This window comes from Gracilibacillus alcaliphilus, from assembly GCF_016909015.1.
Taxonomy (GTDB): domain Bacteria; phylum Bacillota; class Bacilli; order Bacillales; family Amphibacillaceae; genus Gracilibacillus; species Gracilibacillus alcaliphilus.
The window spans coordinates 132,084-153,965 of record NZ_JAFBFA010000006.1 but is presented as its reverse complement, the minus strand read 5'-3'; the positions used below and the strand labels follow the sequence as shown (position 1 = coordinate 153,965).

Here is a 21,882-nt window from a genome sequence, read left to right as displayed (position 1 = left end):
TACATACTCCTTTAACTCTATTTATATTTTTTATAAGTAAACTGCTTTGCCAGTTTTGGCAGATTCATAGATAGCTTCTAGAATTTGCGTGACAACTAGTGCCTGTTCTGGTTTCACCACTGGTTCTGTATCATGAATAATATTATCAATCCACAATCTTGCTTCTAAATCGGCATCTGTCTCCACAGATCCATCATAAAAAGCAACACCGCCGGCACCAAGTTCAACATTTGTTTCATGTAGTTTGCCGAATCGTTCTCCATTTAGACGCAGACCGCCTTTCATATCTGCTCCACCTTCTGTACCGCTTAAAGAACATTTTGCTTCATCTACATCTAAGCTATTAAGAGCCCAGCTTGATTCAAGAATAATGGTGGCACCGTTCTCCATCGTAATAAAACCAAAAGCTGAATCCTCTACAGTGAATTTCTCCGGATCCCATGGTCCCCAAGCATTGGCGGCATCCTTTTTCTTACCTAATTTATGATAAGACGATCCCATTACCACTTTCGGCTTATAATTATCCATCATCCATAGCGTTAAGTCTAAAGCATGTGTCCCAATATCAATTAACGGACCTCCACCTTGTTTCTCTTCATCTAAGAATACACCCCATGTCGGTACTGCACGGCGTCTGATTGCATGTGCTTTCGCAAAATAAATCTCACCAAGATCACCCTGCTCACAAACCTGATGTAAGTATTGACTGTCTTGACGGAAACGGTTGTTATAACCGATCGTTAATTTCTTGCCTGTACGTTTGGCCGCTTCTACCATTTGCTGTGCCTCTTCCGTTGTCTTCGCCATCGGCTTCTCACACATCACATGTTTATCTGATTCAAGTGCTGCAATGGTGATTGCGGCATGTGCGTCATTTGGTGTACAAACATGAACCGCCTCAATACTGGCATCTTTAAGTAGTTCTTGGTAGTCTTGATAAACTTTTGCATCTTCTGTTCCATATTCTGCAGCCGCTTTCTCCGCTTTGTCTAATTCAATGTCACAGAAAGCCACCATTTCCACATGTTTTAGTTTTTTTAAGCTAGGCATATGCTTTCCATTCGCAATACCCCCGCATCCAATAATTGCTACACGTACTGTTCTTGTCATATTTTGTCCTCCTAAATGGTTTTATGTATCAGGCACCCTTGAAATAGCTTTCAAAAGTCCTTCGTTATTTATAATACATTGTTTTTAGAATTCTAGCGAGTCTAAATATTAATAATTTAATATAAATTATTAATATTTATTTTCTTCTCTTAATTGCCAAGCTAAAAAAAGCTGTAATGGCGCCATTTTTTAGCATTATTAAAGTTTATTAGATTAATATAACAATTATGTTTCGGATCCTTAAAATAAACAACTATTTCATTGCACTATATTAATATATCAATCCAAACCTCATATCTTTCCTCAATGTATTAGTAATCATTCCCCCGCCTCACTTCTTCATTTTTTTATAAAGCTTATGGCGAGGGCTTACGAACAGTCAGCCTCGTAATAAATGCGGAGAATAGTATACCGACATACTATTGTTATTTAATTCCACTAAACGTAATTCCTTGAATAAACGTTCGCTGCATAAAAAAGAATAACACAATAATCGGCACTGTCATCATAGTAGAGACGGCCATCATCAGCCCCCACTCTGTACCTTTCTGACTTTGGAATTGTTGTAAACCTAACGATAATGTATATTGTGATTCATTGGTAAGATAAAGTAATGGCCCAATAAAATCTGTCCAGACATTCATAAACTGGAACAAACCAACAGCTAGTACAGCTGGTTTTGCCAATGGAAGCATGATCTGCCAATAAATTCGAAATTCACTTGCACCGTCAATCTTTGCAGCGTCACGTAGTGTATTTGGCAGACCCATAAAAAATTGCCTCATCAGGAAAATCGAAAATGGTACACCAAAAAACGCAGGAACGATCAGAGGCAAAGGGGTACCTACCCAGCCGATCTTATTAAACAAAAGAAAGAGTGGAATCATGGTCACTTGCATTGGAATCATCATAACAGCAATCGTAATGATAAACATTGTATTTCTACCCTTCCACTCCAGCTTGGCAAAACTATAAGCTACCAGCGGACACGATAAAACGACACCAATCGTACTGAACACGGTAATAATCGTTGTATTAGATAGATAAGTAAAAAACGGAATATATTCTGTAGCCTCGATATAATTACTCCATTGAAATGGATTTGGAATAAATTCAGGCGGATACGTAAAAATTTGTGTAACGGGTTTTAATGATGTGGATACCATCCATAAAAATGGCACCAGGAAAAATGCCGAAGCAATTAATAGTCCTAAATGAGCAAAAGTCCTCAATAGATTATGTTTTACCTTTGGCTGCATGATTATGCCCTCCTTTTTATCTACCTTGATAATGCACCCAGCGTCTGGATGATAGAAAAATGACTGCCGTCAACAGCATAATAACAATAAATAATATCCATGCCATTGCAGAGGCGTAACCCATTTTGAAATACTTAAAAGCATTATCATACAAGTACATGACATAGAATGTTAAGGAGTTATCTGGTGTTCCCTGTCCTTGCGTCATCGTATAAGGCAAGGTGAATTGTTGAAACGCACCAATCGCACCCATAACTAGATTAAAGAAGATAACTGGTGTTAATAATGGCAAGGTAACTTTAAATGTTTTCTGCAGCCAGCTTGCCCCGTCTACATCAGCTGCTTCATACAATTCTTGCGGGATATCTCCCAGACCAGCTAAATAGATAATAACTGGCTGACCAATAGCCCAGAGCGACATCAAAATTAACGAAGGTTTTGACCAGGTCACACTTCCCAACCAGTTAGGGCCAGTAATTCCAATCGCATCTAGTACGCCATTAACAAGACCAAAACCAGGATTCAATAACCACATCCACAATACAGCCAATGCAACATGCGGCACAAGCGTCGGCAAAAAGAAGATTGTACGGTACACTGCCATTCCTTTCACCTTCATATTGAGCATCATAGCTAAAGCAACTCCAATAATAATACTTAAAGGCACAAAGAAGACAGCAAAATAAATAGTATTATAAATAGACTGCCAAAATAGACCATCATTCATCAGTTGTTTATAATTTGCCAAGCCTATGAATTCTCCCGGACTCAATATGCTGTATGTAGTGAAGCTAAAATAAATAGAAGAAAACAACGGAAACGCATAAAATAAAATTAGCCCTATTACCCAAGGTAAAGCAAATAACCAACCATTGAGTGATGAACCAGCTATCTTGGATTTCCTTTTCATCTCAGACTGAATTCCTGCCGTTGCAGAAAAATGATTAGCTTGATTCATTTTATTCTTCATCTTTCTTTCCTCCTCAGATAGAGAGAAAGGAGAAGTACTCCTTCCCCTTTATCAATTATTCTCCTAATGCCTCTGTCACCTGTTGTGTGACCTTTTCTAAATTCTCTTGCGGTGTGCCATTTCCACGAGTAGACGCCTCGACCGCATCAGCCAATGCATTCCAATATAATGAACCCTCTGTCATAACAGGGCGAGCATTAGATTCTGGAAGTATATTGATAAATTCTGCAAAAACCGGATCTTCTGTATAACCTAAAGATTCATTCACCGATTCAATAACAGAGAAATCTCTGCTAGTTTCACTAAAAATCCTTTGCCCTTCTTCACTGCCAAAGAACTTCAAAAATTCCCAGGCTCCGTCTTGATTGTTAGCTCCCTTCGGAATAACAACTGACCAGCCACCTGACCAAGTTGTAAAATTATCACCTGTAGGAGTAGGAATTGGAGTTACACCGTAATTGAGATCTGGGGCAAATTTTTCTAAAGAAGCTACACCAAAGTTTCCATCAATCTTCATACTAAGCTGACCAGAGACAAACGGATCCATTGCTCCGCTCCCTTGCGAATCTGTAAATCCTGCAATATCTTCTACTCCATATTCCTGTCCAAACTCTGTCATCCACTCTAACGCTTCTACATTTTGAGGATGATCTGCGGTAACTTCTCCTGACTCCGGATCATAGAAGTCCCCGCCAAATGACCAGCCCCAACCATAGAACCATCCTTGACCGTACCATGGGATAAAGCCAATTCTCTCAAAGCGATTTCCTTCTTTAATGGTGAGCTTTTCTGCTGCTGCTTCTAATTCATCAAGCGTAGTTGGAGGATTTTCTGGATCTAATCCAACTTCTTCGAAATGATCTTTATTATAAAATAATAATCGTGAATCTGTTGTAGTAGGAATGGCGTATAGATCATCCTCAAAGCTTGCTTCTTCCCAAGCAAAACCATAATAATTGTCTTCTGTGATACCATCTTGTTCTGCTAATTCTGTTAAAGGCTCCAAAGAACCTTGTGCTGCCCATGCCGCTACTTCAAAACGGTCGAAATAAGCTACATCTGGAGGATTTCCGCCAGCAATAGCAGTTAAAAGTTTTTCGTTTTGCCCTTCTCCTTGATTGGCTACATACGTAGCTTCAATCTTAATATCCGGATTCTGCTGTTCAAACTCTTCAATTACTTGTTCTATCGCTTCTCCAGAAGTATCAGTCATAGAATGCCACACCTCTACTGTGTTGGCATCACCTGAAGAACTTCCTCCACTTTCCTCATCTGAAGAACAAGCAACTAATACCGATACCATTAATAAACCTATACTCAGTATTAACTTATTTAATTTAGTATTGTTCATCCCAATTCCCCCTGATATTTAATTTTATGATCAATCTAAGAAACTACACCCTCCTTCCCTTAGTTATTTGACCAGATACTAACAAGACTCTATATGATATACCTTTTACTCCATATATCACATGTAACCGTTATCAACAATTATACATATAGATAAAGTCATGTCAATAATATATTTATATATTATATAAGTCATTTGATATATCATAACAAAAAACGCTGTTAAATCAATGTCTTTATAGATATATTTTTTGTCGGTAAAAAAATAATTCTATAAACTGATTATCTAGATAATATATATATCAACTATATCTTTTTAAGAAAGTGCAATATGAGAGAGGATGGTAATGATAACAAGGAGTTTGTTTCTGTGTGTGAAGGTTGGGTATAAATCAAACGGAATCGTCTAGTATTAAAAAGCTGTCACAAAAAAGGAGGCATTTTGTGACAGCTCTTTCTTATTTCTATTATTTACTTTTCTCTTTTAAGTCATATAAAATTTCAAATATCAACACAATAACTGATACGCCAAGTGCTAATATAAAACTTGTATGATCTGTCAGACCAGCTATCGAGCCAATTAGATAAAATGCTGCTGACCTCATCATAAACATGACCAATCGAAGCAACATATTTTCGCCCAGAATATATTTGATCACCAATTCTATCAGACTATCTACTGTAAAAAGATAGATCAGGAAAACAATAGCTAATAGAAAAAGCTTCCCTGTACTGATATCCAGAGAAAATACCAAATTGACGACACTAGTTGACCCAAGAACCGCAAACAGAAAGACGGCGATCACACCCGTTATAATCAGAGTAAACAAAGCAGTGATAAACAAGACCAAAAAGATATTTATGCGCTCTTTTTCTGGCTCTTCTTTATTTCCTTTGTGCACTAATTTAAACACAAGAAAAAAAGTTATACTAAGTATAATCAGCAATGCAATTGCAAATAACATGTAACACCCTTCTATTTCCTATATTAATGCAAACATATAACAGCCTTTGAGATATTAAGAGCTGGATAGTTTTTCATTACATCAGGAAGCTCTGTAATAGACAGGCGATGGCTTATTAATTCATCTACCTTCACTTGGCCATTGGCAATCAAGGCAATAGCTTCTTCATGTGTATGCGGATTAATAAAAGAACCATAGAGTCGCAGTTCTTTTGTAAAAACCTCAAATGGGGATATTTCTACCATCGTTTCTGGTGAAGCCACACCAAACAGCAATACTTGACCGCCTTTTCTTGCCTGAGCTACTGCTGTAGCTGCACTGTCCTGACGCCCAACACATTCAATAACAATATCAGCTGTTAACTGCTTGTCCAATTGGGCAGGTGTCCATACATCTGAGGCTCCTAATTGTTTTAACATGGTGTGTTTATGTTCCATTGGTTCAATCACGGTGATTTTCTTAGGATGTGTATGGCCTACTAACTGAAGGAATAGTTGACCAATAAATCCACCGCCAATGATTAATACTTCATCAATAGACCGGATCGTTAATTTTTTGAACCCATGCAATACACATCCTAACGGCTCTACCATCGCTGCTTGTTCATATGTCATAGCATTTGGTATTTTGTAACTATTAGCTGCAGGCACGGCACAATACTCAGCCATACCGCCATCTCTTGTCACTCCTATTGCCTGAAGGTTATCACACAGATTTGGCTGGCCTTTTCTGCAGAATTCACATGATTGACAATAAATATTTGGATCAACTGATACCCGGTCCCCTACAAGGAGTTCGGTTACCTCACTGCCTACCGCTACTACTTCTCCTGCAAGCTCATGTCCTAAAACCCTTGGCGGGGTTACCTCGGCACTTCCGGGATGTCCATGATAAATATGTATATCGGTTCCACAAATACCACAATTCTTTACCCGGATTAATACTTCATTTTCTTGAAAATCTGGCCGTGGCTGCTCTTGTATACTTATTTGTTCTAACCCCTCTAATAGGGCTACCTTATTCATCTCATATCCCCCTTTTTTGTTTTTAGTATGTTCTCTCATAACATCATCATCATATCACAAACTCTATCCAACTTTTAAATTAGAAAAACGTATTGTTCAAGTAAACTTATCAAGGTGTTAGCCAGGTTCCTACAGCCTTAAGATAGGGTGTACGGCAGTTATTTTTTATCTACCTGAAATAAGTTGGTTTGACCGGCTTCGGCATGTTGTTCAGAGGTTAGGTGAGCTACTTCATAGTCATTACTATTTAAGATAATTAGCGGGGTAATGATCTTATAGCCCTCCGCTGCAACGGTCTCAATATCAAAGGTAGCTAGATGATCACCTTTACCAATTTTTTGACCGTTGGTTACATGAATCTCAAAGCCTTTTCCATCTAATTCTACGGTTTCCAGCCCCATATGAATCAATACTTCTGCACCATTATCAGCAATCATACTGATGGCATGCTTTGTCCGGAAGACATCCACCACTTTCCCATCAATAGGTGATAATACTTCATTTGTATTAGGTTCAAGCGCTATTCCTTCCCCCATCATTTTTTGAGAGAAGACTTGGTCAGGAACCTCCGCCAAAGCCATTATTCTCCCAGTCATTGGTGCTACTATGTTCATGTCTGACTTTTTCTTCTTGAATAATTTACCTAGCATCATAAACCCTCCAATAAATTGTTAACTATCTATATATTTTACCCTTTTTCACAAAACTCTAACCAACAAAAACCCTCTCTTTCCAAAGAGAGGGATTCATGTTTATTTATCTAACGAGTGCCTTTAACTGCACTACATTTTCACGTGCACTATCCAGCGGATCGCCGTCAAATTGCTCTTGCTCAATAACAAACCACTTCACGCCAGCAGCTTCACCAGTTTCCCAAAGTGATTTGATATCTAATGAGCCTTTACCAATTTCAATGCTGCGTTTTTTACCGTCTTCCACGGTCATATCCTTGATATGAAGGGAAACAACGATATCATCGTAAGCATGGATTGTTTGTAATGGATCTACGCTTGCATAGGTTGCCCAATAGCAATCTAATTCCATCTTAACGTTCTCATGATCCGTTTCTTCAAATAAAATATCAAAACCTCTTTTTCCGTTTCCTAGATCAATAAATTCCATATCATGGTTATGATACGCAAATGTAAAACCTGCTTGTCTACATTTTTCTCCAATCTCATTTAACGCTTCTGCGCCGCGATAATAAGCTGCCTCATCCTCGCGATATTCCTCAGGCAAAATCGGGCAGATAATCAGATCATTACCAATCGTACGGTTATATTCTAATGAAGCTGTCAATTGATCTCCAACCAAACTTTCAAAAGGCATATGACTTCCCGCAGCGACAAGACCAGCCTCATCCATTACCTTCTTTAATTCATCTGCTGGAGTGTCAAAGAAACCTGCAAATTGAACAGCTTCATACCCCATCTCACCTAGTTTTGACAACGTGCCAAGGAAGTCGTTTGCTGTATGTTCACGTACTGAATATAATTGAATTGCAATTTTCCCCATTGTATATCCGCTCCTTTTTGAATGTTTATATTGCTGCTAGACTTCCACTAAGGAAAGACAAGCATGATTAATACAAAACCTCAGCAGAGATGTCTGCCTCCGCTGAGGAAAAGTCCTGTTTCTATAAGTAAACAGCTTTACCAGTGTCTGCAGATTCATATAAGGCATCAATGATCTTTTGAATACTGGTTCCTTGTTTGGCATAGTGATCCGAGATATCCCCGCTCATACATTCAGCTACAAAGGCATGTATCTCTGCTTGATGAGCTGGTACTTTAGGCAAATAGGCTGGTGTAATATCCACTAATGTGTCATGTTTCTCCTGATACATCTTCAAAGGAAAAATATCTGCTCCGCCTTTATTTCCCATCAACGACACTTGCATAGTTTCCCGCTGCTCTACATTGGCTGCAAATGCAGATTCTAATACTAAAGAAGCACCGTTTTTAAAAGTAATCATCCCTACTGCCATATCTTCTATAGTGAAATTCTGATAGTTCCATTCACCTAATAAGCCAACGCCTTTTTTCGTACCGATTTGTTGATGTGTTTTCCCCAACACAACAGCTGGTTCAGGGTAACCCATCAAATATAAAGCTGTATCCAGCATATGGACGCCTATATCAATAAGTGGTCCCCCACCTTGCAATTCCTTATTCGTAAACACACCCCAACCGGGAATGCCCCGACGTCTGATCGCTTGTACCCTTCCAGAATATATCTCACCAAATTCACCTGCGTCAATAAAACGTTTGGCAGCTTGTGTTTCCGATTGGAAACGGAAGTGGAAACCGTACATCAGTAATTTCCCTGCTGCCTTTGCCGCCTCTTCCATTTCCTTTGCTTCTGTTTGGTTCATTGCTGGAGGTTTTTCACATAAAACATGACAGCCAGCCTCTAGTGCTGCAATAACTGCAGATTTATGAAATTTATTCGGTACACAAACACTTATAGCATCGAGATCTGTTTCTGCTAACATTGTTTCATGATTATCAAAAACTGCCGGGATACCGCTTTGTTCTGCTACCGCCTTGGCACGGTCATATGCCACATCTGCAATAGCTGCAATCTCTACTTTATCTGCAACAGCCTCATAAGCCGGGATGTGAACAGAAGTCGCAATGCCGCCTGCACCAATCAATCCAACCTTTAATTTCGTCATCCGCAAAATCGTCCTTTCCTTACGCCCACCACATATCTGTTGGTGATTCTGAAATATTAACTGCTTTCAGGCTGTTCACAGCACGTGCGAAGCCTTCATCGATAGACATGATAGGATCTTCGTGTTCAATACTTACAACATAATCATATCCAGCAATTCTTAGCGCACTGATGATGTTAGACCACTCTTCTAAACCATGGCCACAGCCAACCGAGCGGAAATTCCAGGCCCTTGTTTTAATATTGCCATAAGGCTGCATATCTGTAAGACCATACATATTAACATTATCTTGATCAATGTACGTATCTTTGGCGTGGAAATGATGAATAGCATTTTCCGCACCTAGTATTTTGATCGCCGCTACTGGATCAATACCTTGCCACCATAAGTGACTTGGATCAAGGTTAGCACCAATTGCCGGACTTGTTTTTTCACGCAACTTTAACATCGTATATGGCGTATGCACTAAGAACCCAGCATGTAATTCAATCCCAATCTTCACATTATTTTTCTCTGCTAATGCTCCGATCTCTTTCCAATAAGGGATTAATTTCTCTTCCCACTGCCATTCCAGTACATCAGAATATTCTGTTGGCCAAGGTGCAACCGGCCAGTTAGGAGCTTTGGCATTTTCGTGATCACCTGGTGTCCCTGAGAAGCAGTTAACAACAGGTACTCCTGTTAAACCAGCCAATTCAATCGTCTTACGAAGTGTCTCATCCGATTCCTTCGCGAACGCTTGATCCGGAGTCAAAGGATTACCGTGGCAGCTAAATGCGCTAATAGTAAGCCCTCGGTCTTCTACAGCCTTCAGATAGGCACTGCGTTTCGCTTCATCTGCCAGTAACTCATCCAAGTTACAGTGTGCACCTCCTGGATATCCACCCGTTCCAATCTCTACAGCATCTAAGCCGCTTGCTTTTACATGATCAAGCATGTCCTCAAACTTCTTGTCTGAAAATAAAACAGTAAATACACCTAACTTCATCAATAAAATCCTCCTTCTTATGAAATGGTTACATTTTTCTTCGTTTCATTTGATTCTAATGCAGCTAAAATAATGCTAAGTGATTTATGACCTTCTTCTCCATTAATTAATGGTTCTGTATCATTTAACACACTTTCCACAAAGTGATCAACTACACCAGAAGAGGTTTGTCCGCCGCTGTCATTTGTTTGGATTTGACCTAATTCATAATTTACACGAGTACCATCTGTGAAACTAGCAATTAAACTGTAAGCAGGATCATCTTCTAAACGAAGGTTCCCCTTCTCTCCATAAATAATGGTAGAGTTATCTTCTCCGCCTTTGTATGCCCAGCTTGCAGTTAATGTTCCAATAACTCCACTTTCACTGCGCAATACACTAACTGCCTGATCGTCTACATCACTATTCTTTTTAGCAGATGATTCTACCATTGCCGCTACTTCTGTAAATTCTTCTCCTAAAATGTAACGGATCAAGTCTGCTTTGTGTACCCCTAAGTCACCTAATGCCCCGATAAAAGCTTCTTTCTTACGGAAGAACCAGCTGTCTGCACCATCCACGCTCCAGCCCTCAGGACCACCATGACCAAATGTTGTACGGAAATTGTAAATCCTGCCAAGTTCCCCATTAGCAATGATTTCACGAGCTTTTTGGTGACTGGCTACAAAACGCTGGTTATGACCGATCATCAGTTTCTTGCCCGCTTGCTTACTTGCGGCAATCATTTGTTCTGCTTCCTCATGTGAAGTTGCCATTGGCTTCTCGCAAAGGACATGCTTACCTTGTTCTAAAGCAAAAATCGACACTGGAGCATGTAAATAGTTTGGCAGACAGACACTTACTAAATCCGCACCAGATTCGGTGATTGCTTCTTTATAGTCGGTGTATGCTTTGGCACCATACTCTTCAGCTACCTGCTCTGCACGCTCCTTTAGAATATCACAAACAGCAACAATCTCTACATCTTCTCTTTGGGCATACTCCGGTAAATGACGGTGAACAGCTATACTGCCGGCACCGATTACAGCTACTTTTAATTGACTCATAACAATCTTCACTCCTATATTTAATATATTATTTTTATTGTTCTAATGCTTTTGCATTTCCATAACTTGAGAATGCTCTTGTTGTTGGTTTTGCCCAACGGACAGCGTTTTTAATCACGCGCTGTACATCTTTGTGATGATAAGTTGGATAAGTTTCATGACCTGGACGGAAATAGAAAACTTTCCCATGACCGCGACGGTATGTACAACCTGAACGGAACACTTCTCCTCCAGTAAACCAGCTTACAAAAACTAACTCATCCGGTGCTGGTATATCAAAATGCTCTCCGTACATTTCTTCATTTTCAAGTTCGATATATTCTCCAATACCCTCTGCGATTGGGTGACTTGGATTAACGACCCAAAGACGTTCTTTATCATCTGCTTCACGCCATTTCAAATCACAGCCAGTACCCATTAATTTTTTGAATATTTTAGAGAAATGTCCAGAGTGAAGAACGATTAACCCCATACCTTCCATAACTCGCTGGTGAACTTTCTCTACGATTTCATCTGCTACTTCCTCATGGGCCATATGCCCCCACCATACTACTACATCTGTTTCTGCTAATCTTTCATCAGTGATACCATGATTAGGCTCGTCTAAAGTTGCTGTTTCTACTTCTATATCCTCATCTGTTTCCAAGAAGGACTTAATAGCACCATGGATTCCTTCTGGGTAGATTTTTGCGATTTCTTCGTCTCGTTTCTCGTGTCGGTATTCATTCCATATTAATACTTTCATTGTTATCCTCCTTAAGTTATCTTATTTGCGTAACTCCTTGAACAAACATTTTATCAGATAAACGTCAATCTGAAAAATGTTATCCTTTTCATTAGCAAAATAATCTATTTCTCATGATATAAGATATTCTATAAATTGAACATAAATGATATAATCATAACATGAACTATCTTGCTATAAAATAAGGTTTCTTTCCACGATAATTTTTTCCTCCTAGCTGAGAGATTGCGTGGAAAGGATAGTGTCATTTATGAGATATTGTTTCTTTCTTGTTAAATTGTTTCAAGGATAAGCTGTTACAAACCTCTACTTTCTTCTTATCGTTTTAAGCAAAAAAGAATAGAGATTAATAAAAAGAAAGGGCGTGTTCAAAAGTTCGACAAACAAGACTATCATCGATTAACTTTGCAACATCTACCGCCAACTCCAACATTAGATGCGTTATTTTGGTTGAACTTTTTGAATATCCTCTGAAAGGGAGATTATTGATGAGAATTGACTTTTGCGGATACTCGTACCATAACCATTTATTTCATACACTACATCAATCCCGCTATTCTTCTTACCTTTTTCGGTTACAGGTGGAAGGTCAGGCGGCGATTAACATAAACGAGGAAACTCATCCAATTGAAAAAGGAGATCTGCTAATCGTTAAGCCAGGGGAAGGTTATGAACTTCATGTATCTGACGGACAGCAAAGCGGAGATTTTCATTTATATTGTGAGGGTAATGAAATTAGCGAACGGTTTCGACACAGCCCGACCCTTTCGAAGATTGCCTTAGATGATGGAATTTTAAATCTATGGCAATATCTCATCATTGAAGAGCGCCGGCCAGAGATGGAAAGAAACAGGGAGTTGACCTATCACCTGTTAAGTGCACTGTTTGTCTCATTAGAACGAGCACTTGATAAGAAGTCAACCGACACGTTTCGTCCGTATATTGTTACCAGAATGATGCGTTATATTGAAGAAAACGCCACAAAGCAAGGCTTTAAAATTGAATCTATTGCTGCTTTTTGCAATTTAAGCGAATCGCGGTGTGTGCATTTATTTAAGGAGTATGTAGGTCAAACCATTATTGAATATGCTCAGTCTATTCGGTTATCTACTGCTATTAATCAGATGAAATACACCACGATGACCTTAGAAAACATTGCCCAAAACTGTGGATTCGGCTCCTATTCCTATTTTCATCGGGTGTTTAAGAAAACCTACCTTGTTTCCCCGAGGGAATACCGCCAAAAAATCTTTGACTTTTGACCACACGGACAAATTCATTCTGGATTACTTTGGCAGTAAACTTGAATGATGCACGTCTTGCTATTCTGTTAATAATTTCAGTAACTGTACACGGTTTTTTACAGCTAATTCTTTATAAATCTGAGACAGGCTTTTCTTAACAGTACCTTCACTGACACCTAATTTCTCAGCAATCACTTTGTTAGTCCAACCTCTTTGAATCAATCGAATAATCCCTATGTCTCTTTGACTGAGAGGATTATCCAGCTGTAACCTACTTTCTAAACGTTCAGAAGAAAGCACCTGCTCCATTGGGAGAAATGGCCATAATCGCTCAGATAAATAGGTAGTAAATGATGCAGGTGCTACAAAATGGCCAGCTGTAATAAATTGAAGAACTTCCTTAAACTCTTCTAAACCTAGGTTTTTCTGAATATAGCCATTTGCTTCAGTTGCTAAGATAGAATCAATGGCAGTATCTTCAGTTTCTTCTGATAACAGCACTAATTTTACAGTTGGATATGCTTCCTTTAAGCAGGTAAGGCACTGAATCCCTTGTCCTTGTAAAAGCTCAACATTTATAATCGCTAACGAAGGCTGAACTTGTTTTTGTTTTATAAAGTCAATGATTTCTTGACTGTTTTCCATTGTGCCAATTACTTGAAACTGATCAATTTCTCCTACAATACTAGTAATCATCTCTTTAAATAATTTCTGTGCTTCTCCAATGATAACCTTCTGTTTCATTTCTTTCACATCCTCGAATCCATTCTTTTTATGTAATAATCACTCCTTTTATTATAATACTTTTGAACTATTTAAACAACAAAATATTGTATAAAAAATATATACAGCCTTTTAATATAACTTATTGTGGATTCTATCTACTAAGGCATGCTGTTTATATATATACCTTTGTTAGTGTCGCTGGCGAAAAAGTAGCTGTTTGAAACATTGGATGCGTCTCTTGTAACTGTTTTAATAGCTGCTCGCCCTGCTTATTATGAGCTGCTTCTCGCTCTGCAGCGCCTGCTTTCAGCTGGTCGTTTACCCAATCAAACCATTCCCCATACTCACTGGCCCATTCTGTTAACAACTGTTTCAATTGTTTATCCATAAGAATAGCCTCTATTTCTATATTACAGCTGCAGTCAGCACACCAGATGGGACTTGCCTCATAATCGGCCTCTAATCGATAAACTGTTGTTGTCTCACACATACATAATTCATTCATAACCTATTCTTCCTCCTATTCTGTCATTTTACTCAAAAACATGCTGGAGATCGCAGCCTTTCTATGATTGCATAAAAAACACACCTAAATCATTTTAGTTTAGATGTGTGTAGACTTTTTGCTATGAATCTTGCATTCTGCTTTTTCGCTCATTTTCTTCTGTTAAGAATTGCAAAAATGTGTGCAATCTCATTCTCGGCTGTGTTTCCAGCATGGAAAGATAGTCCTTTTTCTTATAGTCATTGATAATATCACTAGTTTGAATACGGTTCACTATATGTTCTTTCTCAATGGCACTGATTTGTTTCTTAATATAACTGGATTCCTTGTATAAGGCAAGACCGATCGCTGCAATTAATGCGTAAACAATCAATAAACCTCTATCTAATCCACCAATAAACAACCAAAACAGCAAATTTAAGATAGATATAAACAGTAATGGCAAGGAAAAAATTCGATATTTTGCATTTTTCCTCATCAATGGTGATAGTTTCTCAAATAAACGTTCCAACTCTGTCTTTACAAATATAGGAAGATCTTTCGCAAAGTAAGAGAACATACTATACATCCCCCAATAGTCTAAAATACGTTACTATTTTATTATATGCCCGTATAAGCCGCTTCGTCAAAACCTTTGCTTTATAGCAACTATTTCATTTATCATAATTTAAGAGGTGATAATCATGAGAATTGCATTCCTATCAGATATTCATGGAAATGCTATTGCTTTAGAAGCGGTTTTACAAGATATCGAAAGGAAGAAGGTCGACCGAATTATCGTACTGGGTGACCTTGCCTATCGTGGTCCGGAACCCGCAAAATGTATTCAATGGATTCGTTCCTTACAAACCGATGTGATTAAAGGAAATGCAGATCAATGGATCGTCAGGGGTGTGCGTTCAGGAGAGGTTCCTGACCAAGCATTAGCTACCATGCAAACAGAACAAGCATGGGCTAGAGACCAATTATCAGAAGAAGAAATTAGCTATCTGGATAACTTACCTACGGAACTGAGTTTATCTGTAGAAAACATAAAGATTCATGCCTTTCATGCAACACCGAACAGTCTCTTTGATGTCATTACTCCAGACGGATCAGACCATGATCTATTAGAAAGTTTAACTTTAAATGAAGAAGCCGACCTTTACCTATACGGGCATATCCATAGATCTTACCAGCGAACAATTGCAGGCAAAACAATTGTTAATTTAGGCAGTGTCGGATTACCATTTGACGGCATCCCCAAGGCCTCATATGTCCTCCTTGATATCGAAAATAATCAATTAAATGTGCAACAAATAAGGGTATCTTATCCAATCGAAACAGTCTGTAAACAATATGAAGACGTTCACTATCCCAATGCCACCTTTATGCAGAAAATTATACAAACGGCACAGAATGGCTAAGTATAGTCAGGAAAATATGAGGGGATTTCAATGAAGCGTTTTTGAGTACAAAGATGGAGCAGCAAACCAAAGTTTGTCCGCTCCATCACAGCCTTTCCCGTTTTATTTAATGAAGCGGATAAATACAGAATAGACCGCTACCTTGATCTAATGTAATCCAGGAAATCCCTGCTGTTTTAATACATCATATATAACAATAGCAGCTGTATTCGATAAATTCAGAGACCGTACCTTATCAGTCATTTGCAGGCGCAGACAACGGTCTTCTTTACCGATTAATAATTCTTTTGGTATACCATTTGTCTCTCGTCCAAATACAAAGAATAATTCTTTTTCTGTATTGCTAAAATCAAAATCAGAATAATATTTTGTACCAAAGTTTTCAATATAATAAAAATCCCCATTGTCATATGTTTGATATAATTCATTGATGGAATCATAGTAATGAATTTGAACATCATGCCAATAATCTAGCCCCGCCCGACGCAACATCTTATCGTCTGTGGAAAAACCCAAAGGCCGAATCAAATGTAAATGCACATTTGTCGCAAGACAGGTTCTGGCGATATTGCCCGTATTAGCTGGGATTTCTGGTTGATATAGTACAACATGTATTGCCAATCTTTCTCACCTCAACTATCGCTATTTAACCTTTGCTATTATATCATACTCTCCCCCTTTTGCACGTTTAGCTAATCACTAATCCGGAAAAAAAGATACTCACATGCCGGTGTCCATGCCGCTGAATCTTCATAAGTCCAAAATCGATTTCTGCTGTTATTGGTATGGGCATTTACCAATGGCTGATTCTGACTGTCCTTGGCAACCACGATTGTATTATGATCCCACCTGCCATTACCTTCAAAGTCATAACAAATGACATCACCTGGTGATAATTCACTGGCTTGATTTACTTCTCTTCCTTGCCATTTAGACACTGCCCCAGCCAGATACCATCGAAAAGAATGAGCCACTGCCCAGCTGTAACTCCAGCTTCCTTGGCCATACCACCATCCCTCTGACCGATTAGGCATGCCATGCATAGGAATACCGCCAGCCTTTAAACATTGAGACACATAATTGGTACAATCGTTCTCTTCAAAATAATGATATGCCGGATTGGCACTATTCCACCATCTTTCCGCATATCGCACAGCAGCTCTACGGTCATAAACAAAACGGGTTTCTAACGGATTTGCTTGAACACGCGGTAAATTATCACTAATTGTACGTGCTACTGGATGATCATCCAGCAACCAGCCTTCTTCAAAACGAGCAATTCGCTGCTGTCTCCATTCCTCATGATAATAATCATCAAGATCTTCTATTAATAGTTTAATATGCAGCTGATAAGGAATTGTCGTTTGCTTTTCTTGTCTAATCAGATCTTGTTGTTCTGCCTTAACGACTAGATGCTTCGTACGTTTATGGTGTTTTTGATGAAGAAGAAAGGTTGGTGACAGATACTTGGCGATGTTGTCTTCCCAATAAGTTTTCACAAGATTCCATTCCGTCATCTTGTAGCCCTCCTCTCGTTAGAACTGTGACTTATCACATCTCATAACCTAGCGAGCACATAACTCCTTCTATTTTATTCATCTAGTAAACCCTGATATGACTCTCTTTAAGATTTTCTGAGAATTACTTAATTAAAAGAAGAAAAATATTTTCCCAGAAGATGATTACTTCACTGACAATTAGGGTATGTATGTAATGAATAACGAATGAGGAGGATTTTAATGAAGAAGTGGTTAGCGATGTTAAGCATATCCACATTAATGCTTGGTGGTTTAAGTGGGTGCATGGGTGCCGGACAACAGCAGCATAATAATCAAACACCGCCCCCATTAGAAAAAGCTCCTGATTCAAGCGAAGATTCCAACCAAGAAGAGGGATAAGATATAACTGTTCATATATATAAAAAAAAGAAGGCTCTGTTTACCTTCTTTTTTTATGCTGTTCAAGGTTTAGAAGGTACTGTTTTTTGTCCATTCCTCCCCCATACCCAACTAGTTTGCCATTCTTTCCAATCACGCGGTGACAAGGCAAGATAATCGAAATTGGATTCTTGTTATTCGCCCCACCGACTGCCCTGACTGCCTTAGGTGATGAGACCGCAACCGCAATATCTTGATAGGTACAAGTATTGCCATATGTCACCTCAGTAGCTAATGCCTGCCACACCTTTTTTTGAAAAGGGGTACCATATAGCTGATAAGGAATGGAAAAAGTTGTTCGCTTTTGCGCAAAATATTCATCTAATTGCTTAATAACCTGAGCTAAAGTCTCTGTTGATTCGACAAACCTGACCGGGAGTTGATGCCGGTTGCACCAAGCTGTTAACTTATCCTTGGAACTTTCCATACTGCCGTATTTTACATAGATCAAATGACCTTGATAGCTGAGTAACACTAGCGGACCTATTGGTGATGTATAGTTGACATAGTAAATACAATCCATTACTTCTCCTCTACTCATTCATTTCGTCATGTGAACCATCTCCATCCCTTATTCTACTTTCTGCGGATAGGCTAGTCCCTTTCTCATTTCAGCCAGCACTTCTTGCTCCTGCTCTGTTTCCATAGCTTCTCTAATGGCAGCAATTCCGCTTGGTTCACCAATTTTCCCTAACGCCCAGGCGGCTGTTCCCCTGATTACTGGTCGTGGATCATGCTGCATTAAATCAATTAGCTGATCGACTGCTGCTACTTCCTTATAATGAGCAAGGGCAATAATGGCATTACGTTGAATTGGTTTCTTGCCTCGCCACGAACCTGACATTTTTCCAAATTTACGCTTAAATTCCCGGTTGGAAATAGTTAATAAATCGAGTAACCGCGGTTTAACTAAATCAGGGTCTGGTTCAAATTGTTCATGGTGATGATAGTCGACACCTCTGTTGTATGGACATACTACCTGACAAGTTTCATACCCATAAATAAAATTCCCCAGCTTATCTCGATGTTCATCTGGTAAAAAGCCTTTTGTCTGGGTTAAGAACGCCAAACATTGTTGAGCATTTAAGCGGCCTGGTTCCACTAGGGCACCAGTTGGACAAGCATCCAGACATTTGGTACAGCTTCCACATCCTTCAGCAAGCGGCTTATCTGGTGTAAAGGGGATATTCGTGATCATTTCGCCCAAATAAATATACGAACCAAATTGCGGCGAAATAATAAATGTATTTTTGGCACTAAATCCAATACCGGCGCGCTCTGCGACTGCCCGATCAGATAATTCGCCGGTATCCACCATCGAAAGCGAGGAAAAGCCTGGCACCCGTTCTGTCAAAAAATTTGTCAATTGGGAAAGTTTTTCTTGTAAAACGAGATGATAATCTGTCCCCCATGAAGCACGGCAAAACATGCCTCTGCGATTTCCCTTGCCACTCTTGACATCATTTTTCAATCTCGTAGGATAAGCAAGTGCAATAGCGATAATTGATTCCGCTCCTGGCATTAATCGATTCGGCTCGGTCCGTTCCTCTATCGTACCTTTCTCAAACCCAGAGGCATAACCTGCTTCTTGTTGTTCCTGCAGCCTTGACTTTAATTCGGCAAAGTCATCTGCACTAGCAAAGCCGATTTGATCAATCCCAATTTCCTTACTATACTGAATCAGTTCTTGTTTCAATGATTGGTATGCCAGCATACTCACCTCTTTTCTATAAGTGCGTGTTCAAAAAGTTCGGTAAAAAGGGCCATCATCGGTTAAGTTCGCAACATCGTGTTGCAACACCGATACTTTATTACATAATCTTCGCTGTCCGCATCCGATTCAAACAAGCAGCTATTTCTGAACGGCGTGGACGTGCTAACTCACCTGGGTGTTGATCCGGGAAGGGCGCAAAGGCAGCCAACCCCGATCGATCTATGATCTGTTCGATATCGTCCAATAACTCCGATAAACTCTGCTTCCGTTGTAGCACGTTATGTGACTCTAGATATCGCAATATCTCGGCAATCGCCCTTGTTTGCGAAGCATCAACAAGCTGTTCCACATATTGCAGCTGAATTTCGGTTCTACCCATTACAATAGTATCTAGTGCCTTAGCCTGCACTTGTTTTTTCTTACCTTTGTTTAAAGATAAACTTTCAGGCAAAAAGATCCGCTTATTTTGCTGTTTGATGTTAGAGTGCTTACTTGCTTGGCGAGAGATGGGGTGTTTTTTGGCAATTTCGCTGACCTTTGCCGTCACATTGTAAGCCAGATAATGATCCATCATCCACACTTCATCAGCTACATCAAAATAATCTCCAGATCCCCCCATTACAATAATGGCGGAGACATGTAATTGATCTCTTAACTGCTGGATCTGATCAATAAATGGCGTAATCGGTTCTTTTTCCTGACTCACTAAAGCCTGCATACGTGCATCACGGATCATAAAATTGGTGGCACTTGTATCTTCGTCAATTAATAAGGTGCTGGCACCTGCCTCTATAGCTTCGACTACATTTGCCGCCTGTGATGTACTTCCACTCGCATTTTCTGTGGAGAAGGCCGTTGTATCTTGGCCATGTGGCAAGTCATTAATAAAAGGCGAGATATCGACAGCAGTTACTTGCCGTCCATCTTCCGCACGGATCTTTACTGCACTCGGGTCAGTAAGAACATATTCTCGTCCATCACCGCGAATATGATGGTAGACTCCTCGTTCCAATGCTTGCAGTAATGTACTCTTTCCATGGTAACCTCCGCCTGCAATCAGATTGATCCCCGGCTTTATTGCCATGCCCGTCATGGGCTCATCACGGTGCGGGATCATTAATTCCACTCGGTCAGTGCTGGGACTTTTAAAGGGGACAGCCTGTTTCAAAGGTCGATTGCTGACACCGCTGACCCTTGGCAGAATAGCGCCATCCGCAATAAAGGCGATCCAGTTATGCTTAATCATTGCCTCTCTGATCGCAGTATGCTGATCAGCAAGCTGGGCACTCTCCTCCAATATGGCTTCACTTATGGAAAAGAAACCTTTTTTGATAATTGCTGGTATCATTTGAAAAAACAGTTTCTCTGCTTCTCTGCCTAACACCCGTCTGCCACTGGCAGGTAATCCGATAGACAAACAGATCACCGTCTCTTTTTGTTTCATTTGAACAGCTGTCCGTTCGATAATTTCTTGACCTGGTTTATCAATCAAGATCAGTCCACTTTTGCCAGATCCCCTTACCTTGCTTGATTGATCTTCTATTTCCTTTGCTACAGATCTGGCAATACGGTCAGACACATATATATTTCGCTGCTTATTGTCAATCCATTGGCGTTTCAACGGGCGCTTACTTTGCGGGATGATCACCCTTATTTTTGACGGTGCTGCAAACGGATCTCCTTGCACATAATCTATAGTTATTTGATAAGACTGGAAGTGATAGCTTCCTTTTAATTGTTTATATGCCTTGTAGCTTTTTCCATCTATATCCCGTAAGAGTTGCTTTAGTTTTCTCATCTATCTATAACCCCTCTTTAAGTATCGTCATCGACTAGGATACAATTAATTATCCAGCGAGGCAAGCGTTTCGTCTATGCCTTCATCACCATCTCTTTATCAGCATAAATGTACCAATAAAAAATATGGAGAAAACCACTTGATTTCTGACTGTATAGCTTGGCCTTTTCAAGCAACCATCTCCGTTCAAGAGTACACGTGAATTTCACAACACTCTCTATTCCACATGCACGGCTCTCTAAAAAAGCCCAAACTATTAACATCCCTCAATATTATTCAGGCTGACAAAATGAATATATAATATGTGATAATGGCACTAAATTTACTACTATTTTGTTTAAATATATATTCAATTTATCACTTAAGAGGTATAATCAAATAAATTATCAAGTTGTCTTTACCATTTCTATCTCACCA

23 protein-coding genes are annotated in these 21,882 nt (G+C 39.4%); 3 read left to right on the top strand and 20 right to left on the bottom strand.

Annotation, left to right across the window (positions count from 1 at the left end):
* Positions 1 to 30: 30 nt before the first annotated feature.
* From JOD18_RS06995 to JOD18_RS06940, 12 genes are all read right to left on the bottom strand, one after another.
* Positions 31 to 1,110, bottom strand: coding sequence for a Gfo/Idh/MocA family protein (locus tag JOD18_RS06995; RefSeq protein WP_204668226.1), 1,080 nt, complete (start codon positions 1,108 to 1,110; stop codon positions 31 to 33).
* A gap of 425 nt (positions 1,111 to 1,535) precedes the next feature.
* Positions 1,536 to 2,369, bottom strand: a complete 834-nt coding sequence (locus JOD18_RS06990; RefSeq protein ID WP_204668225.1) for a carbohydrate ABC transporter permease — start codon at positions 2,367 to 2,369, stop codon at positions 1,536 to 1,538.
* Positions 2,370 to 2,385: 16 nt separating this feature from the next.
* The gene (locus JOD18_RS06985) at positions 2,386 to 3,339 is read right to left on the bottom strand and encodes a carbohydrate ABC transporter permease (RefSeq protein WP_239587971.1); all 954 of its coding nucleotides are present in this window, start codon (positions 3,337 to 3,339) and stop codon (positions 2,386 to 2,388) included.
* 55 nt (positions 3,340 to 3,394) lie between these two features.
* Positions 3,395 to 4,690, bottom strand: coding sequence for an ABC transporter substrate-binding protein (locus tag JOD18_RS06980; RefSeq protein ID WP_204668224.1), 1,296 nt, complete (start codon positions 4,688 to 4,690; stop codon positions 3,395 to 3,397).
* A gap of 466 nt (positions 4,691 to 5,156) precedes the next feature.
* Positions 5,157 to 5,654, bottom strand: a complete 498-nt coding sequence (locus JOD18_RS06975) for a hypothetical protein (RefSeq protein ID WP_204668223.1) — start codon at positions 5,652 to 5,654, stop codon at positions 5,157 to 5,159.
* 23 nt (positions 5,655 to 5,677) lie between these two features.
* Complete coding sequence (locus JOD18_RS06970) at positions 5,678 to 6,679, bottom strand: zinc-dependent alcohol dehydrogenase family protein (RefSeq protein ID WP_204668222.1); 1,002 nt, start codon at positions 6,677 to 6,679, stop codon at positions 5,678 to 5,680.
* Positions 6,680 to 6,837: 158 nt separating this feature from the next.
* On the bottom strand, positions 6,838 to 7,329 hold the full coding sequence (locus tag JOD18_RS06965; protein WP_204668221.1) for a PTS sugar transporter subunit IIA: 492 nt from the start codon (positions 7,327 to 7,329) through the stop codon (positions 6,838 to 6,840).
* Between the two features lie 106 nt (positions 7,330 to 7,435).
* Positions 7,436 to 8,194 carry a sugar phosphate isomerase/epimerase family protein gene (locus JOD18_RS06960; RefSeq protein WP_204668220.1) on the bottom strand — a complete coding sequence of 253 codons (759 nt, stop codon included), beginning with the start codon at positions 8,192 to 8,194 and terminating at the stop codon, positions 7,436 to 7,438.
* Positions 8,195 to 8,315: 121 nt separating this feature from the next.
* Positions 8,316 to 9,356 (bottom strand): Gfo/Idh/MocA family protein, encoded by a 1,041-nt coding sequence (locus tag JOD18_RS06955; protein WP_204668219.1) that lies wholly within the window; start codon positions 9,354 to 9,356, stop codon positions 8,316 to 8,318.
* A gap of 19 nt (positions 9,357 to 9,375) precedes the next feature.
* Positions 9,376 to 10,344 carry a sugar phosphate isomerase/epimerase family protein gene (locus JOD18_RS06950; RefSeq protein WP_204668218.1) on the bottom strand — a complete coding sequence of 323 codons (969 nt, stop codon included), beginning with the start codon at positions 10,342 to 10,344 and terminating at the stop codon, positions 9,376 to 9,378.
* A gap of 17 nt (positions 10,345 to 10,361) precedes the next feature.
* Positions 10,362 to 11,390, bottom strand: coding sequence for a Gfo/Idh/MocA family protein (locus tag JOD18_RS06945; RefSeq protein WP_204668217.1), 1,029 nt, complete (start codon positions 11,388 to 11,390; stop codon positions 10,362 to 10,364).
* Between the two features lie 34 nt (positions 11,391 to 11,424).
* Positions 11,425 to 12,135, bottom strand: coding sequence for a ThuA domain-containing protein (locus JOD18_RS06940; RefSeq protein ID WP_204668216.1), 711 nt, complete (start codon positions 12,133 to 12,135; stop codon positions 11,425 to 11,427).
* 488 nt (positions 12,136 to 12,623) lie between these two features.
* Here JOD18_RS06940 and JOD18_RS06935 point away from each other — a divergent pair, with 488 nt between their 5' ends.
* Positions 12,624 to 13,397, top strand: a complete 774-nt coding sequence (locus JOD18_RS06935) for a helix-turn-helix transcriptional regulator (RefSeq protein ID WP_204668215.1) — start codon at positions 12,624 to 12,626, stop codon at positions 13,395 to 13,397.
* Between the two features lie 60 nt (positions 13,398 to 13,457).
* Here the strand turns inward: JOD18_RS06935 and JOD18_RS06930 are convergent, their stop codons facing one another.
* The 3 genes from JOD18_RS06930 to JOD18_RS06920 form a co-directional block, all read right to left on the bottom strand.
* Positions 13,458 to 14,123: a LuxR C-terminal-related transcriptional regulator gene (locus JOD18_RS06930; protein ID WP_204668214.1), complete on the bottom strand. Its 666-nt coding sequence runs from the start codon at positions 14,121 to 14,123 to the stop codon at positions 13,458 to 13,460.
* Between the two features lie 154 nt (positions 14,124 to 14,277).
* The gene (locus JOD18_RS06925) at positions 14,278 to 14,610 is read right to left on the bottom strand and encodes a hypothetical protein (RefSeq protein ID WP_204668213.1); all 333 of its coding nucleotides are present in this window, start codon (positions 14,608 to 14,610) and stop codon (positions 14,278 to 14,280) included.
* Positions 14,611 to 14,731: 121 nt separating this feature from the next.
* Entirely contained in the window at positions 14,732 to 15,169 is a 438-nt protein-coding gene (locus tag JOD18_RS06920) for a DUF5392 family protein (protein WP_204668212.1), read from the bottom strand.
* A gap of 124 nt (positions 15,170 to 15,293) precedes the next feature.
* On the opposite strand from JOD18_RS06920, the gene JOD18_RS06915 reads away from it, so the two are divergent.
* A complete protein-coding gene (locus JOD18_RS06915) occupies positions 15,294 to 16,016 on the top strand; it encodes a metallophosphoesterase family protein (RefSeq protein WP_204668211.1) in 723 nt (240 codons plus the stop codon).
* A 147-nt stretch (positions 16,017 to 16,163) separates the two neighbouring features.
* On the opposite strand, the gene trmL is transcribed toward JOD18_RS06915, so the two are convergent.
* Complete coding sequence (trmL, locus tag JOD18_RS06910) at positions 16,164 to 16,637, bottom strand: tRNA (uridine(34)/cytosine(34)/5-carboxymethylaminomethyluridine(34)-2'-O)-methyltransferase TrmL (RefSeq protein WP_204668210.1); 474 nt, start codon at positions 16,635 to 16,637, stop codon at positions 16,164 to 16,166.
* A 71-nt stretch (positions 16,638 to 16,708) separates the two neighbouring features.
* A complete protein-coding gene (locus JOD18_RS06905; RefSeq protein WP_204668209.1) occupies positions 16,709 to 17,533 on the bottom strand; it encodes an amidase domain-containing protein in 825 nt (274 codons plus the stop codon).
* A 222-nt stretch (positions 17,534 to 17,755) separates the two neighbouring features.
* Between JOD18_RS06905 and JOD18_RS06900 the strand changes: the two genes are divergently transcribed.
* Positions 17,756 to 17,914 carry a hypothetical protein gene (locus tag JOD18_RS06900; protein ID WP_204668208.1) on the top strand — a complete coding sequence of 53 codons (159 nt, stop codon included), beginning with the start codon at positions 17,756 to 17,758 and terminating at the stop codon, positions 17,912 to 17,914.
* A gap of 40 nt (positions 17,915 to 17,954) precedes the next feature.
* Here JOD18_RS06900 and JOD18_RS06895 read toward each other — a convergent pair whose 3' ends face one another.
* The 3 genes from JOD18_RS06895 to JOD18_RS06885 form a co-directional block, all read right to left on the bottom strand.
* The gene (locus tag JOD18_RS06895) at positions 17,955 to 18,494 is read right to left on the bottom strand and encodes a methylated-DNA--[protein]-cysteine S-methyltransferase (protein WP_239587970.1); all 540 of its coding nucleotides are present in this window, start codon (positions 18,492 to 18,494) and stop codon (positions 17,955 to 17,957) included.
* A gap of 30 nt (positions 18,495 to 18,524) precedes the next feature.
* The gene (queG, locus tag JOD18_RS06890) at positions 18,525 to 19,664 is read right to left on the bottom strand and encodes a tRNA epoxyqueuosine(34) reductase QueG (RefSeq protein WP_204668279.1); all 1,140 of its coding nucleotides are present in this window, start codon (positions 19,662 to 19,664) and stop codon (positions 18,525 to 18,527) included.
* A 100-nt stretch (positions 19,665 to 19,764) separates the two neighbouring features.
* Entirely contained in the window at positions 19,765 to 21,465 is a 1,701-nt protein-coding gene (locus JOD18_RS06885) for an ABC-ATPase domain-containing protein (RefSeq protein ID WP_204668207.1), read from the bottom strand.
* Positions 21,466 to 21,882: the final 417 nt, after the last annotated feature.

Coding starts and splice junctions, on each gene's coding strand:
- JOD18_RS06995 (WP_204668226.1), bottom strand. CDS start 1,110: ATGACAAGAACAGTACGTGTAGCAATTATTGGATGCGGGGGTATTGCG.
- JOD18_RS06990 (WP_204668225.1), bottom strand. CDS start 2,369: ATGCAGCCAAAGGTAAAACATAATCTATTGAGGACTTTTGCTCATTTA.
- JOD18_RS06985 (WP_239587971.1), bottom strand. CDS start 3,339: ATGAAGAATAAAATGAATCAAGCTAATCATTTTTCTGCAACGGCAGGA.
- JOD18_RS06980 (WP_204668224.1), bottom strand. CDS start 4,690: ATGAACAATACTAAATTAAATAAGTTAATACTGAGTATAGGTTTATTA.
- JOD18_RS06975 (WP_204668223.1), bottom strand. CDS start 5,654: ATGTTATTTGCAATTGCATTGCTGATTATACTTAGTATAACTTTTTTT.
- JOD18_RS06970 (WP_204668222.1), bottom strand. CDS start 6,679: ATGAATAAGGTAGCCCTATTAGAGGGGTTAGAACAAATAAGTATACAA.
- JOD18_RS06965 (WP_204668221.1), bottom strand. CDS start 7,329: ATGCTAGGTAAATTATTCAAGAAGAAAAAGTCAGACATGAACATAGTA.
- JOD18_RS06960 (WP_204668220.1), bottom strand. CDS start 8,194: ATGGGGAAAATTGCAATTCAATTATATTCAGTACGTGAACATACAGCA.
- JOD18_RS06955 (WP_204668219.1), bottom strand. CDS start 9,356: ATGACGAAATTAAAGGTTGGATTGATTGGTGCAGGCGGCATTGCGACT.
- JOD18_RS06950 (WP_204668218.1), bottom strand. CDS start 10,344: ATGAAGTTAGGTGTATTTACTGTTTTATTTTCAGACAAGAAGTTTGAG.
- JOD18_RS06945 (WP_204668217.1), bottom strand. CDS start 11,390: ATGAGTCAATTAAAAGTAGCTGTAATCGGTGCCGGCAGTATAGCTGTT.
- JOD18_RS06940 (WP_204668216.1), bottom strand. CDS start 12,135: ATGAAAGTATTAATATGGAATGAATACCGACACGAGAAACGAGACGAA.
- JOD18_RS06935 (WP_204668215.1), top strand. CDS start 12,624: ATGAGAATTGACTTTTGCGGATACTCGTACCATAACCATTTATTTCAT.
- JOD18_RS06930 (WP_204668214.1), bottom strand. CDS start 14,123: ATGAAACAGAAGGTTATCATTGGAGAAGCACAGAAATTATTTAAAGAG.
- JOD18_RS06925 (WP_204668213.1), bottom strand. CDS start 14,610: ATGAATGAATTATGTATGTGTGAGACAACAACAGTTTATCGATTAGAG.
- JOD18_RS06920 (WP_204668212.1), bottom strand. CDS start 15,169: ATGTTCTCTTACTTTGCGAAAGATCTTCCTATATTTGTAAAGACAGAG.
- JOD18_RS06915 (WP_204668211.1), top strand. CDS start 15,294: ATGAGAATTGCATTCCTATCAGATATTCATGGAAATGCTATTGCTTTA.
- JOD18_RS06905 (WP_204668209.1), bottom strand. CDS start 17,533: ATGACGGAATGGAATCTTGTGAAAACTTATTGGGAAGACAACATCGCC.
- JOD18_RS06900 (WP_204668208.1), top strand. CDS start 17,756: ATGAAGAAGTGGTTAGCGATGTTAAGCATATCCACATTAATGCTTGGT.
- JOD18_RS06895 (WP_239587970.1), bottom strand. CDS start 18,494: ATGAGTAGAGGAGAAGTAATGGATTGTATTTACTATGTCAACTATACA.
- JOD18_RS06885 (WP_204668207.1), bottom strand. CDS start 21,465: ATGAGAAAACTAAAGCAACTCTTACGGGATATAGATGGAAAAAGCTAC.